The following is a 13718-nucleotide window of genomic DNA, read 5'->3' as shown; positions in this document are numbered from 1 at the left end:
GTCACACCGTGAGGATCGCGTTGACGGGGTGGTGAGCCAGGCGCTTGCGGCCCTCGAGGAAGGACAGCTCGAGGACCACCTCGATCGCGGCCACCTTGGCCCCGGCCCGCTCCACGAGCAGGGCGGTCGCCTCGGCGGTGCCGCCGGTCGCCAGCACGTCGTCGATGACGAGGACGCGCTGCCCCGGCTGGAACGCGTCGGTGTGGACCTCGATCTCGGCCGTGCCGTACTCGAGGGCGTAGGACTCGCGCAGCGTCTCCCCCGGCAGCTTGCCGGCCTTGCGCACCGGCACCATCCCGAGCCCGAGCTCGTAGGCGACCGCGGCGCCGAGGATGAAGCCGCGAGCCTCGATGCCGACGATGACGTCGACGGAGCCGGCATACCGCTGGGCGATGTCGCGCACGAGCTCGCGCAACGCCGGGCCGTCGGCGAAGAGCGGCGTGAAGTCCTTGAACACCACCCCCGGCTTGGGGAAGTCCGGGATGTCACGCAGCTTGCCGGCCACGAGGTCACTGATCTGGCTCACGCCGTCTCCTGTCTGGGTGTGCGAGGCCGTGCACGTGGCCGTTGTGGGCCGCGTTCAGCGGCGCGACTTCGGGGCGCGCTTGGGCTGGTTGCGCGGGCCCGCCTGGGCGTACTTGTGCACCGGCCTGGCCGCGCCGGGCGCGGGGGTCGCAGCGGAGGCGCCGGAGGCCGACTCCCCGGCGGCAGCCGCCCCGGTCGTGTCCGCACCGACGGCCACCGGCTCGGGTGCCCCCTCCGGGGTCTCGGGACGTGCCTTCGCGCCATGGCGCGCGACGTACTTGTCCAGCTCGCGCACTGCCGGCTCGTTGCGGCGCAGGTCGACGAGCAGCGGCGTCGCGATGAAGATCGACGAGTAGGCGCCGACGGCGATACCGATGAACAGGGCGAGCGACAGGTCGAGCAGCGTGCCCGGGCCGAGCAGCGTGAAGCCGACGAAGAGCACCGCGGCGATGGGCAGGAGCGCGACGACCGTGGTGTTGATCGAGCGGACCAGCGTCTGGTTGACGGCCAGGTTGGCCGCCGCGGAGTACGTCATGCGCCTGGTGCGGAACGCCTCGGTGGTGTTCTCGCGCACCTTGTCGAAGACGACGACGGTGTCGTAGAGCGAGTAGCCGAGGATCGTGAGGAAGCCGATCATCGACGACGGCGTGATCTCGAACCCGAAGAGGGCGTAGATGCCGACCGTGATGACGAGGTCGTGAAGCAGGGCCACGAGCCCCGAGACGGCCATCTTCCACGTGCGGAAGTAGAGCGCCATCACGATGGTCACGAGGACGAGGAACACCACGAGGCCACGGATGGCCTGCTGGCTCACCGACTCACCCCACGAGGGGCCGATCAGCGAGGCGCTGACCGAGCTCTCGTTGACGCCGAACTGCTTGGCCAGGGCCGTGCGCGCCTCGTCGGTGCGGTCCGAGGCCGCCTCCGACTGCACGCGGACGGTGTTCTGGCCGATGATCGTCGAGGTGACGTTGCCCGGGATGCCCGCCGTGGAGATGGCGGACTGCGCCTTCTCCTCGTAGCCCTGGCTGTTGGTCACGCCCTGGACGCGGAACTCCGAACCACCGCTGAACTCGATGCCGAAGTTGAGGCCCTTGACGAAGATGCCGACGAGGGCGAGGACGATGAGCACGCCGGAGAGGGCGTACCAGGTCTTCTGGCGCTTGATGAAGTCGATCGAGCGCTTGCCGGTGTAGAGGTCGTTGCCGACCTGGGCGAAGTTGATCATGCCTGGGCCTTCCCCTCGGCGAGGCGGGCCGAGCCCACGGTGGCGGGCGGGCGCTGGGCGCCGGGAGCCCCGAACTGGCCGCGCCCGCGGTAGCGGACCGACTCCTTGGCGCCGAGGCGCTGCGGGTCGAGCCCGGACCACTTGTGCCCGCCGCCGAAGAACTTCGTGCGGGCCAGCAGCTGCACCGTCGGGTGCGTGAAGAGCATGACGACGAGCAGGTCGATCAGGGTGGTGAGCCCGAGGGTGAACGCGAAGCCGCGCACGTTGCTCGAGGCCAGCAGGTAGAGCACCAGGGCCGCGATGAAGTTGACGGCGTCGGCGGCGATGATGGTGCGTCGGGCGCGTCGCCAGCCGGTCTCGACGGCCGCGACGAGCGGGCGCCCGTCGCGCACCTCGTCGCGGATGCGTTCGAAGTAGACGATGAAGCTGTCGGCGGTGACACCGATGGCGACGATGAGGCCTGTGACACCCGCCATGGTGAGGCGGAAGCCGTGGGTTGTGCCGAGCACCGTGACCGCGAGGTAGGTGATGACCGAGGCGACCACGAGCGAGGCGACGGTGACCATGCCGAGGGCGCGGTACTGCAGGAGCGAGTAGACCACGACCAGCAGCAGGCCGATCAGGCCGGCGAGCAGGCCGATGCGCAGTTGCTCCTCACCCAGCTGGGGGGTGATGTTGTCCTGCGTCTGCAGGGCGAACGAGATCGGCAGGGCACCGAACTTCAGCTGCTCGGCGAGTTGCTTGGCCGAGTCGATGGTGAACGAGCCGGTGATGGAGGCGCGACCGTCGGTGATGACGGCGCGGGCCTGCGGGGCCGTGATGACGGCCTTGTCGAGCACGACCGCGAACTGGTCGAGCGGGGTCTGCCCCTGCAGGGCGAACAGGCGCTTGGTCACGGCCGCGAACTTCGCCTTGCCGGCGTCCTTGAACGACAGCGCCACCTCGACGATCGAGGTGGGCTGGCCGTTGGGGCCGGGCTGGTAGCCGCTGGTGGCGTCGGCGATCTCGCTGCCGTCGATCTCGCTCGGGCCGAGGACGTACTTGGTGACGCGGTCCTCGCCACAGGTGGCGATGGGCTGCGACGGGTCGTCGACGACCTTGTCCAGGGCACCGGGAGCCGAGCAGTTGAGGGCGGTGTATGCCTTGGCGACCTTGGCAGCCGCGGCGTCGGCCTTCGCCTTGTCCCAGCCCATCCCGACCAGGCCCTTGCTCGCCTGCTCCTTCACGGCTGCTTCGGCCTGTGCGGGCGTGGGCGCCGGAGGCGTCTGTGCCGGCGCGGGTGCCGGCGCGGGTGCGGGCGAGGTGGCCTTGCCCGACGGGGTGCCCCCCGAGGAGCCCGGTGTCGGCGTGGCGGCCGTGGTGGCTGCGCGGAGTGCCTCGGGCACGACGCCGTTCTGGGCGGTCTTGGACGCGGACGGCGTGGCCGAGGCGGTCGCCTTGGGGGTGGCGGAGCCCGACGGCGTCGCGGACGGGGTGGTCGTCCCGCCCGGCGCGCCACTCGGGGTGGGGTTGGCCTTGCTGGAGTTCTGGTCGAGCGCCTGCACGAACACCGCACGGAAGCGCAGCTGCGACGGCTTCTTCAGGGCGTCGAGCTGCTCGGCGGTCGGCGAGCCGGGGATGGACACGACGATGTTGCGACCGCCCTGGGTCGCGATCTCGGCCTCGCTCACGCCGTTGGCGTCGATGCGCTGGCGGATGATGTCGACGGCCCGGTTGACCTGGCCCTCGCTGATCGTCTGGTTGCCCACGAGCTGTGGCTGGAGCACGAGCTCCGTGCCGCCCTCGAGGTCGAGCCCGAGGCGCGGTGTCAGCGAGCCGCCGCCCCACTTCGTGAGGCCGCCGGCGAGGCCGGCGAGGGCGAGGATGACGACGACCAGCGCGAGGAGGTGGCGCCTCGCGGACTTCTTGGTGGAGCTGCGTGCCACGAAACCCTCACTGACCGTTCTGCTGGATGCCCGGCGTGGAGCCGGGGTCGTCGGTGCTGCCGCCCTCGACGGCGCCTGTGCCGGGGGCGCCGGGGGTGTCGGCCTGCTTCATCGCGACGGCGCGGCGGTCGATCCGGATGGTGGTGCCCTCTGCGACCTCGAGCCAGGCGCTGGTGTCGTCGAGGTGCTTGACGGTGCCGAAGATGCCGGAGGAGGTGATCACGCGGTCACCGACGCTGAGGGCCGAGCTGAAGTTTCGTGCCTGCTTCATCCGCTTGTTCTGGGTGTAGAACAGCCAGCCGAGGAGCAGCAGAGGCAAGGCGAAAATCAGCAACGAGAAGCTCCCGTTGTTGTTCATGTCAGCTCAGTCCTTCATCGTGTCGTCCGGTCGTCGCACCCGCGCGCCACAACCCGTCGGTCTGGGTCGGATGTCGCGTCAACGACCGGGAGCACCGGATGGTGCCGCGGCAGCGGCGATGGTGCCCGCAGGAGTCTACGTGCGCGGGTGCAGTTTGTCAGACGAGACGCCACGCACCCGGTGCAGCGACGTGTCACGTTTTGGCAGCGTTCCGGGCCACTTCGGCGATGCGGGTCGGTCCGCACTCCTCAACCCTCGAAACGGCCGCCGCCGGCGTCGTCGATGGGCAGCGTCGCGGCCCACATCGACTGCGCGTCGACCGGCGGGGTCAGCCCGAGGTGCTCCCACGCGAGGCTGGAGGCCGCGCGACCGCGCGGGGTGCGCACCATGAAGCCCTCACGCACGAGGTATGGCTCGGCGACGGTCTCGACGGTGTCGGGCTCCTCCCCCACGGAGACGGCGAGGGTCGAGAGCCCCACCGGTCCGCCGTTGAAGCGGCGGCACAGGGCCTCGAGGACGGCGCGGTCGAGCCGGTCGAGGCCGCGCTCGTCGACGTCGAAGAGTTCGAGCGCCTGGCGCGCGGCCGCGTGCGTGACGCGGTCCTCGCCGTGGACCTGGGCCCAGTCGCGGACGCGGCGCAGCAGGCGGTTGGCGATGCGGGGCGTGCCGCGTGAGCGCAGCGCGATCTCGCGGATGCCGTCGTCGTCGGCCTCGAGGCCCAGCAGCCGCGCGGAGCGCTGCAGGATGGTGACGAGGTCGGCGGCGGCGTAGTAGTCGAGGTGACCGGTGAAGCCGAAGCGGTCGCGAAGCGGGGCGGGCAGCAGGCCCGCCCGCGTGGTGGCGCCGACGACCGTGAAGGGCGGCAGCTCCAGCGGGATCGCCGTCGCGCCCGGGCCCTTGCCGATGATGACGTCGACGCGGAAGTCCTCCATCGCGAGGTAGAGCATCTCCTCGGCGGAGCGCGACATGCGGTGGATCTCGTCGAGGAAGAGGACCTCGCCCTCGGCCAGCGACGAGAGGACCGAGGCGAGGTCTCCCGCGTGCTGGATCGCCGGTCCGGAGGTGATGCGGATCGGCTGCTCGAGCTCGCCGGCGACGATCATCGCGAGCGTGGTCTTGCCGAGGCCGGGGGGCCCGGAGAGCAGGACGTGGTCGGGAGGCGTGCCGCGACGCTTGGCGGCCTTGAGGACGAGGCCGAGCTGGTCCCGCACACGGCTCTGTCCGGGGAACTCGTCGAGCCGCTTCGGGCGCAGGGCCGCCTCGACCTGCCGCTCGTCGGTGTCGCCCCCGGCGTCGACGATCCGGGCGGTCGCGTCGAAGGAGCCGTCGTCCCAGACCTGCCGCTCGGCCTCGGCGTCACTGCCCCACGAACCGACGCTCATCGGCCCAGCTCCTGCAGAGCCGCCCGCAGCAGCGCCGAGACGCCGGCGCCGTCCGCCGCCAGGGGCGCGACCTTGTCGAGCGCGTCATCGGCCTGGCGGATCGTCCAGCCGAGGCCGACCAGCGCCTCGCGCACCTGCTCACGCCAGGCCTCGCCGGTGCCGAGCTGGACCGGTGCAGCCTGCCCGGCCGAGCCGGGCAGGGCGCCGAGCTTGTCCTTCAGCTCCAGCACCATGCGCTCTGCGCCCTTCTTCCCGATGCCGGGCACCTTGGTCAGCGCGGCGAGGTCTCCGGTGCCGAGGGCCACCCGCACCGCGTCGGGCGAGTGGACCGCCAGGACAGCGAGTGCCAGGCGTGGCCCGACGCCTGACACCGTCTGCACGGTCTCGAAGACGTGCTTCTCGTCGTCGGTGGCGAAGCCGTAGAGGGTCAGCGAGTCCTCCCGCACGACGAGCGTGGTGGCGAGCTCGGTGGGCTGGCCGAGTCGCACGGAGGCTGCTGTGGCGGGCGTGGTGTGGACGAGCATCCCGACACCTCCCACGCCGACCACGAGCGAGTCGAGGCCGACCTTGAGGACGGTTCCGGAGAGCGAGGCGATCATCGGGGCTGGGCTCCAGGGTGCGGTTGCTGGGGTCGGTCGGTGCCGGGTCGGGTGCGGGCGGGCTGGGTCGTCGCCGCCCGCAGTCGCTGCACGGGTGGCGCGGCCCCCGGAGGGACCCGGCGGGGTATGCCGCTCCCCCGGCTGCCCGTGCGCGCGAGCACCTCGAGACGAGCCTCCTCGAGCCTGCTCTGCGTGCCGCCGCGCCACACGTGGCAGATGGCGAGGGCGAGCGCGTCGGCGGCATCGGCGGGCTTGGGCGGGGTCTCCAGACCGAGAAGCCGAGTCACCATCGTGGTCACCTGCGCCTTGTCGGCCCGACCGTTGCCGCTGACCGCGGCCTTGACCTCGGTCGGGGTGTGCAGGGTGACGGGCAGGCCGAGTCTCTCGGCGATGATCATGACGATCCCCGTCACCTGGGCGGTGCCCATGACCGTCGAGACGTTGGTGTCGGCGAAGACGCGCTCGATGGCCACCGCCTCGGGCCGGTGCCGGGCGAACCACTGCCGCATCTCGTCCTCGACGGCGACGAGGCGCTTCGGCGTGGGATCGCCGGACGGCGTGCGGATCACCCCGACTTCCACGAGGGACAGCTTGCGGCCGGGGACGCCGTCGACGACGCCGACGCCGCACCGGGTGAGCCCGGGGTCGACCGCGAGGACGCGCACGGCATACCTCCTCGGGTGCTGGGGACGGCGGGTGACGATCGGTCGGGACGGGCTGGGGCGATCCGAACACGTGTTCGGGACAACGCTAACGGGCGGGCCCCGAAAGGACGGGAGGCACGCCGGGCGCCGGCGTGCCTCCTGCTCTGTGGTCCTGCCGGACCTGCGGGCCCAGCAGCCCGGTCACTCCTCGTCGTCGAGCTCGGCCAGGACGTCGTCGGGGATGTCGCCGTTGGCGTAGACGTTCTGGACGTCGTCGCTGTCCTCGAGCGCCTCGATGACGCGGATCATCTTCTTGGCCCCGTCGAGGTCGAGCGGCACCTGCAGGTTGGGCACGAACGACGCCTCGGCCGACTCGTAGTCGATGCCGGCGTCCTGGAGGGCCGTGCGGACCGCGACGAAGTCGGTGGCCTCGGAGATGATCTCCCACGTGTCGCCGTTGTCGTTGACCTCCTCGGCGCCCGCCTCGAGCACGACCTCGAGGATCTCGTCCTCGGAGCCGGCCTCCTTGAGGACGGTCACGACGCCCTTGCGGTTGAAGACGTAGGACACGGAGCCCGGGTCGGCGAGCTGGCCACCGTTGCGGGTCAGGGCGGTGCGCACCTCGGCCGCGGCGCGGTTGCGGTTGTCGGTGAGGCACTCGATGAGCACGGCGACACCGTTGGGGGCGTAGCCCTCGTACATGATCGTCTGCCAGTCGGCTGCGCCCGCCTCGGCACCCGAGGCGCGCTTGACTGCGCGGTCGATGTTGTCGTTGGGGACGGACGTCTTCTTCGCCTTCTGGATGGCGTCGTAGAGCGTCGGGTTGCCGGCGGGGTCAGCGCCGCCCTGACGAGCCGCGACCTCGATGTTCTTGATGAGCTTGGCGAAGAGCTTGCCGCGCTTGGCGTCCTTGGCCGCCTTCTGGTGCTTCGTGGTGGCCCATTTGGAGTGGCCGCTCATGCAGTGTCCTCGCGTTCCGGTGACTGGCGTGCGCCCGACTGCTGGAGTCGGTGCTCTCTGACGATCGAGACGAACTCGGCGTGGATCCGGCGGTCGGCCCCCACCTCCGGGTGGAAGGACGTGGCCATGAGGTTGCCCTGCCGGACCGCGACGATCCTACCGGCGGCCTGCCCCTCGCTCACGCGGGCGAGCACCTGCACGTCGGGGCCGGCCTCCTCGACCCACGGGGCGCGGATGAAGACGGCGTGCACGGTACCGGTGTTGCCCGGAGTGCTCCAGGCGTAGTCGAGGTCCTGCTCGAAGGAGTCGACCTGGCGGCCGAACGCGTTGCGGCGCACCGTGATGTCCAGACCGCCCAGGGTCTGCTGGTCGGGGCGTCCGTCGGCGATGCGGTCGGCCAGCATGATCATCCCCGCGCAGGAGCCGTAGGCCGGCATCCCGTCCGCGAGGCGCCGCAGCAGCGGCTCGCGCAGCTCGAACGCGCGCACGAGCTTGTCCATCACCGTGGACTCGCCGCCGGGGATCACCAGGGCGTCGATCGCCTCCACCTCCGCCGGCCGGCGCACCGTGACGGCGTCGGCGCCGAGCGCGGTGAGGGCCGCGAGGTGCTCGCGCACGTCCCCCTGCACCGCCAGGACGCCGATCCGGGGCTTCGACTGCTCGGGGGCAGCCCCGGCCGGAGCCGGGCGGGCGGTGCTGGTCGTCGTGCTCACCGCCTCAGGGTAGAACGGGCACGCGTGAGGTCTCGCCACGGGTGGCGGAGGGCGGCCCTCCGGTCACTGTCTCGGTCACTGTCTCGGTCACCAGACACGAAGGCCGACCGACCTGACATCGCGGCCGGTGCACCGGATACGTTGCGGCCATGACGACGGTGCACACCCACGACGCCCTCATCGCCGGCGCGCAGCAGGCCGACGACACCTCTCCCCTGCGCGGCACGCGCGAGCTCTTCTCCCTTCCCGAGGGCGTCATCTACCTCGACGGCAACTCGCTGGGCGCCCTCCCGAGGGCGGTGCCCCCGGTCGTCGACGCCGTCATGCACCGGCAGTGGGGCGAGCGGCTGATCCGCTCCTGGAACGAGGCGGACTGGTGGGGTGCGCAGACCCGCGTCGGCGACCGCGTCGGCCGACTGGTCGGCGCCGCTCCCGGCCAGGTCGTCGTCACCGACTCGACCTCCGTCAACCTCTTCAAGGCCGTCATCGGCGCCGCTCGGCTGCGACCGGGGCGGACCGTGGTGCTGACCGATCCCGACTCGTTCCCGACGGACCTCTACATGACCGAGTCTGCCGCGTCACTGGCCGGGCTCGAGGTCCGACGGGTCCACCCGCGCGACGCGGTCACCGCCGTCGCCGAGGTCGGTGACGCCCTCGCCCTCGTCTCGTACTCGAGCATCGACTACCGCACCGGTGAGCTGTGGGACCTGCGCGCCATCACCGCTGCAGCGCATGACGTCGGCGCCCTGGCGTGCTGGGACCTGTGCCACTCCGCCGGTGTCGTCGAGGTGGACCTCGACGCGGGCGGTGCGGACCTCGCCGTCGGCTGCGGCTACAAGTACCTCAACGGCGGTCCCGGTGCGCCGGCCTTCCTCTACGTCGCCTCACGCCACCAGGACGACTTCGACCAGCCGTTGACCGGTTGGCAGGGACACGCCCACCCCTTCGCCATGCGGCCGGACTACGAGCCGGCGCCCGGCATCACCCGCGCCCGCGTCGGCACCCCGCCCCTGCTGTCGTTGCTCGCGCTCGAGGCGGCGCTGACGGCATACGACGGGCTCTCCCCCGCCGACGTGCGCGCCGCCTCGCTCTCGGTGACGGGAGCCTTCATCGACGCACTCGACGCCCTCGGCGTCGACCTGCCGCTCGCGACTCCCCGCGAGCCGGAGCGCCGCGGGTCCCAGGTGTCGCTGCGCCACCCGCAGGCGTTCGCCGTCGTGCAAGCCCTGATCGTCCGCGGCTTCATCGGCGACTTCCGTGAGCCCGACATCATCCGGCTCGGCTTCGCGCCGCTCTACGTCACGCACGTCGACGCCGTGCGCGCGGCGATGCACGTCAAGGAGGTGCTCGACGGGCACGAGTTCGAGCGCCCCGAGTTCGCCGAGCGCGGCGCCGTCACCTGAGGCGCCGGAGCGACGCGTCGACCAGCACGTCGACGTTGTCGCTCCACTGCTCCGCCGAGCCGACGCCGCGCGGCAGCGACCGCACGTCCGGGTCGCGGATGCTGTCGGCCAGGAGGCTGACGGTGGCCTCGCGGACTCCCTGGTAGGGCCGGTCCCAGAACGGCTCGACGGGGTCGTCGACGGTGGGCAGCTTGACGTCGGCCTGCACCCGGCTGAGCACGCGCAGAGCATCGACGAGCCCGGACTCGCGCTCGCGCCAGTGGTCAGCGGCGAGGGCTGCCTCCAGCGGCCCCGCCGCCGCGCTCGCCCGTGGGAGCCGCGCAAAGCTGGTGCCGAGCCACTTGGCGTAGGGCGGCCACTGTCGCTCGAGCAGGTGACCGAGGTGCATGGCGATCCCGACCAGCCGGGCCGCCACGACTCGCGACCCGAGGTCGTCACCACGGTCGCCCGTCCGGCCCACGAAGGGCAGCTCCTGGGCGAGACGGGCCCAGTCGGTCGCGACGACGTGCCGCCACAGGTCATCGGGGTACCACTCGAGCCGTCGCCGTATGCCGGTGAGCTCTCCGGCGACGTCGGCGAACACCTCCCCGCCGGTGACCTCGAGCACGGCCTGCCCGGTCAGCGAGAGCCAGTCGTCCAGGGTCAGCCCGGCAGTCGGGTCGACGCCGAGGCGTGCGACCGCGAGCTCTCTCGCGGTCTGCACCTGGACCCGGTGGCGCACCACGGGGTCCCACGTCGTGGCGAACCGGGTCGGGTGACCCGCGAACGAGACGGGAAGGCTCTGCGTCAGGTGTGCCTCGACCTCGGCCACGGCGTCCGCCGGGACGAGCAGGTCGAGCCGCAGGCCCCAGTCGTGGTCGCGCGACATCGTGTCGTCGAGCCCGAGCACCTCGGACCCGGCGCCGAGCCGCGCTGCGGCCAGGGGCATCTCCGGCCGGCGCCGGCGTACGAGCGGCTCGACGACCTGCTCGAAGTACGCGCGCGACAGCTCGGTGCCGGAGGGGTCCATGCCGTCGATCGTGCCAGCCCGAGGCCCGGCTGACCGCGCCCACGACGACGTATGCCGCCACGCCCGGTCGGGCGCGACGGCATACGTCAGCAGGTGGCTCGGAGTGCGGAGGTCACCAGCCGCGCTCGGCGAGCCGGTGCGGCTGCGGGATCTCGTCGACGTTGATACCGACCATGGCCTCGCCGAGGCCACGGGAGACCTTGGCGATGACGTCGGGGTCGTCGTGGAAGGTCGTCGCCTTGACGATCGCCTCGGCGCGCTGGGCCGGGTTGCCCGACTTGAAGATGCCGGAGCCGACGAAGACGCCCTCGGCGCCGAGCTGCATCATCATCGCCGCGTCGGCGGGGGTCGCGATGCCACCGGCCGTGAAGAGCACGACGGGCAGCTTGCCGGCCTCGGCGACCTCCTTGACGAGGTCGTAGGGGGCCTGCAGCTCCTTGGCCGCGACGTAGAGCTCGTCCTCGGGCAGGCTCTGGAGGCGGCGGATCTCCTGGCGGATCTTGCGCATGTGCGTCGTCGCGTTGGAGACGTCGCCGGTGCCGGCCTCGCCCTTGGAACGGATCATCGCCGCGCCCTCGGTGATGCGGCGCAGCGCCTCGCCGAGGTTGGTGGCGCCACAGACGAAGGGCACCGTGAACTGCCACTTGTCGATGTGGTTCGCGTAGTCGGCCGGGGTGAGCACCTCGGACTCGTCGATGTAGTCGACGCCGAGGCTCTGGAGCACCTGGGCCTCGACGAAGTGGCCGATGCGGGCCTTGGCCATGACGGGGATCGAGACGGCCTCGATGATGCTGTCGATCATGTCGGGGTCACTCATGCGCGACACGCCGCCCTGGGCGCGGATGTCGGCCGGGACGCGCTCGAGGGCCATGACGGCGACGGCGCCGGCGTCCTCGGCGATGCGGGCCTGCTCGGCGGTGACGACGTCCATGATGACGCCGCCCTTGAGCATCTCGGCCATGCCGCGCTTGACGCGAGTCGTGCCGGTCGTGCTCGTGGCGGTCGCGCTCGTGCCGGACTGCTGGTCACCGGCGGGGGTGCTGCCCGAGGTCGGGGTGGTGCTCACGATGTCCTGCTTTCCCGTGTACTGGAGTGGTGCTGCCACAAAGGGTAGGCCCCCGTGCCGGGTGCCCACGACACGGTCCGTCAGGCAGCCACAGCGAGCTGCGGGCCGCCGGCGCGCGTGCTCTCCGCCGCCCGCCCGGCTCACACCGGGGTGAGGTGCTCCGGCGCCTCGTCGTTGAACTCGACGGTGTGCGGCATCGGCGTGTGGCCGGCGAGGTGGAAGAGGCGGATGGCCCACTTGCGCCGCACGCGCCGGACGTCGGTGACGGCGTCGTTGTGGAACCGCCGCGCCAGCTGCACGCGCGTGCAGGCCGAGCCGACCCGGGCGAGGACGTCCTGGCCGAGTGGGGTCGAGCGCAGCTCGGCCACGACGTCGGGCGTCAGGGCGAGGTCGAGCGCCTCGGTGAGGTCGTTCTCGGCGAGCTCGCGCTCCTCGCCGTGGTCGGCCGGTGCCTCGAGCGACCCGGCCGCGGCGTTGGCGAGGATCAGCGACGTGGCGCCGTCGAGCAGGCCGCTGTTGGCGAGCTCGACGGCGGCCTCGGCCCGGCGGACGAGACGGGCGTCGAGCGCAGCGAGGGTGCCGCTGAGCCGCACGTGCAGCCGGTCGAGCCGGGCGGCGGTGTAGGAGAGGTACCAGGCCGCCACGACGAGGACGAACAGGACCGCGAAGACCCAGGAGAGGACCTCGCTCATCGGCCACCCCCTCGCAGGAAGCGGTTCCAGCGCCCTTGCGGCTCCCACTGGGCCGCGGCGCGTCCCTCGATGACCGTCTCGTACACGGCGAGGATCTCGTCGGCGACCACGGACCAGTCGAAGAGCCGCGCGCGGTGCTGCCCGGCGGCGGCCAGGGTCGCACGCCGGTCGGGACGGCGGAGCAGGTCCACGAGCACGCGGGCGAGCTCGGCCGGCTGCTCGTTGGCGAACATCGCACCGGCCGTGCCGCCGTCGAGCACTCGCGAGAAGGCCGGCAGGTCGCTGGCGAGCACGCAGGCCCCGGCGCTCATCGCCTCGATGAGGATGATGCCGAAGCTCTCGCCGCCGGTGTTGGGTGCGACGTACACGTCGACCGAGGCGAGCAGCGAGGCCTTGTCGTCGTCGGACACGGAGCCGAGGAACTGGCAGGCCGCCCTGACCTCGACGGGCCAGCCCTCCGTGACCTCGTCCATGTCACCGGGGCCGGCCACGAGGACGCGCAGCCGCGGGATCTCGCGCAGCACGGCGGGCAGGGCCGCGGCAAGCACCGGCAGTCCCTTGCGGGGCTCGCCCATGCGGCCGAGGAAGGCGATGGTGGGCGATGCCGGCGTGCCGATCCACGGCGCCCGCCGTGGTGCGTCGGCGAAGCGGTCGACGTAGACCCCGTTGGGGATCACGACCGCGTCTCCGCCGACGTGGGTCGTGACGGTGCGCCGGGCGTCCTCGCTGACGGCGATGCGCCCGGCGATCTTCTCCAGGCTCGGCCGGATGATGGGGTAGGCCGCCTGCATCGAGCGCGACCGGAGCATCGAGGTGTGGAAGGTGGCGACGATGGGCCCGTCCGCCGCCATCAGCGCGAGGACGCTGATGCTCGGGGTGACCGGCTCGTGCAGGTGCAGCACGTCGAAGTTGCCGGCGTCGAGCCACCGGCTGACCTTCGAGGCACTGACGGGCCCGAAGTTGAGCCTCGCCACTGAGCCGTTGTAGCGAACGGCCGTGGCCCGGCCGGCCGACGTGACGTAGGCAGGCAGCTCGGTGTCGCTCTCGGCGGGCGCGAGCACCGACACCTCGTGCCCCAGCCCGATGAGGTGCTCGGCCAGGTCGCGGACGTGGAACTGCACCCCGCCGGGGACGTCGAACGAGTACGGGCAGACGATGCCGATCCTCATGGCGTGAGCCCGGCCGCCGGCGCGCCGGCCGCCGGCGCGCCGGCC

At 72.0% G+C, this 13718-nt stretch carries 14 protein-coding genes; 1 reads left to right on the top strand and 13 read right to left on the bottom strand.

Features of this window, described 5'->3' with window-relative positions; genetic code table 11:
• Position 1: 1 nt before the first annotated feature.
• The 9 genes from ABD241_RS06650 to pdxT form a co-directional block, all read right to left on the bottom strand.
• Positions 2-526: an adenine phosphoribosyltransferase gene (locus ABD241_RS06650; RefSeq protein ID WP_344059730.1), complete on the bottom strand. Its 525-nt coding sequence runs from the start codon at positions 524-526 to the stop codon at positions 2-4.
• Positions 527-580: 54 nt separating this feature from the next.
• Positions 581-1753: a protein translocase subunit SecF gene (gene secF, locus ABD241_RS06645; protein ID WP_344059728.1), complete on the bottom strand. Its 1173-nt coding sequence runs from the start codon at positions 1751-1753 to the stop codon at positions 581-583.
• On the bottom strand, positions 1750-3678 hold the full coding sequence (secD, locus tag ABD241_RS06640; RefSeq protein WP_344059726.1) for a protein translocase subunit SecD: 1929 nt from the start codon (positions 3676-3678) through the stop codon (positions 1750-1752). The genes secF and secD overlap by 4 nt, the downstream gene beginning before the upstream one ends.
• A gap of 7 nt (positions 3679-3685) precedes the next feature.
• Positions 3686-4036, bottom strand: coding sequence for a preprotein translocase subunit YajC (gene yajC / locus ABD241_RS06635; protein WP_344059724.1), 351 nt, complete (start codon positions 4034-4036; stop codon positions 3686-3688).
• A gap of 248 nt (positions 4037-4284) precedes the next feature.
• On the bottom strand, positions 4285-5418 hold the full coding sequence (gene ruvB / locus ABD241_RS06630; protein ID WP_344059722.1) for a Holliday junction branch migration DNA helicase RuvB: 1134 nt from the start codon (positions 5416-5418) through the stop codon (positions 4285-4287).
• Positions 5415-6017: a Holliday junction branch migration protein RuvA gene (gene ruvA / locus ABD241_RS06625; RefSeq protein ID WP_344059720.1), complete on the bottom strand. Its 603-nt coding sequence runs from the start codon at positions 6015-6017 to the stop codon at positions 5415-5417. The genes ruvB and ruvA overlap by 4 nt, the downstream gene beginning before the upstream one ends.
• Positions 6014-6682 (bottom strand): crossover junction endodeoxyribonuclease RuvC, encoded by a 669-nt coding sequence (ruvC, locus tag ABD241_RS06620; RefSeq protein WP_344059718.1) that lies wholly within the window; start codon positions 6680-6682, stop codon positions 6014-6016. Before ruvC ends, ruvA begins: the two co-directional genes overlap by 4 nt.
• A gap of 180 nt (positions 6683-6862) precedes the next feature.
• Positions 6863-7621: a YebC/PmpR family DNA-binding transcriptional regulator gene (locus ABD241_RS06615; RefSeq protein ID WP_344059716.1), complete on the bottom strand. Its 759-nt coding sequence runs from the start codon at positions 7619-7621 to the stop codon at positions 6863-6865.
• Positions 7618-8334 (bottom strand): pyridoxal 5'-phosphate synthase glutaminase subunit PdxT, encoded by a 717-nt coding sequence (pdxT, locus tag ABD241_RS06610; protein WP_425580708.1) that lies wholly within the window; start codon positions 8332-8334, stop codon positions 7618-7620. The genes ABD241_RS06615 and pdxT overlap by 4 nt, the downstream gene beginning before the upstream one ends.
• 149 nt (positions 8335-8483) lie before the next feature.
• On the opposite strand from pdxT, the gene kynU reads away from it, so the two are divergent.
• Complete coding sequence (kynU, locus tag ABD241_RS06605) at positions 8484-9737, top strand: kynureninase (RefSeq protein WP_344059714.1); 1254 nt, start codon at positions 8484-8486, stop codon at positions 9735-9737.
• On the opposite strand, the gene ABD241_RS06600 is transcribed toward kynU, so the two are convergent.
• The 4 genes from ABD241_RS06600 to ABD241_RS06585 all read right to left on the bottom strand — a co-directional run bounded on the left by ABD241_RS06600 (position 9730) and on the right by ABD241_RS06585 (position 13673).
• Positions 9730-10746 (bottom strand): DUF4037 domain-containing protein, encoded by a 1017-nt coding sequence (locus ABD241_RS06600; RefSeq protein WP_344059712.1) that lies wholly within the window; start codon positions 10744-10746, stop codon positions 9730-9732. The genes kynU and ABD241_RS06600 overlap by 8 nt on opposite strands.
• Before the next feature lie 112 nt (positions 10747-10858).
• Entirely contained in the window at positions 10859-11812 is a 954-nt protein-coding gene (pdxS, locus tag ABD241_RS06595; protein WP_344059710.1) for a pyridoxal 5'-phosphate synthase lyase subunit PdxS, read from the bottom strand.
• Positions 11813-11952: 140 nt separating this feature from the next.
• The gene (locus ABD241_RS06590; RefSeq protein ID WP_142185529.1) at positions 11953-12504 is read right to left on the bottom strand and encodes a hypothetical protein; all 552 of its coding nucleotides are present in this window, start codon (positions 12502-12504) and stop codon (positions 11953-11955) included.
• On the bottom strand, positions 12501-13673 hold the full coding sequence (locus ABD241_RS06585) for a glycosyltransferase family 4 protein (protein WP_344059933.1): 1173 nt from the start codon (positions 13671-13673) through the stop codon (positions 12501-12503). Before ABD241_RS06585 ends, ABD241_RS06590 begins: the two co-directional genes overlap by 4 nt.
• Positions 13674-13718: the final 45 nt, after the last annotated feature.

It is taken from the genome of Terrabacter lapilli, assembly GCF_039531305.1.
Classification (GTDB): Bacteria; Actinomycetota; Actinomycetes; order Actinomycetales; family Dermatophilaceae; genus Terrabacter; species Terrabacter lapilli.
The sequence above is the reverse complement of the archived record's forward strand: the minus strand, read 5'-3'. Positions and strand labels throughout refer to the sequence as shown.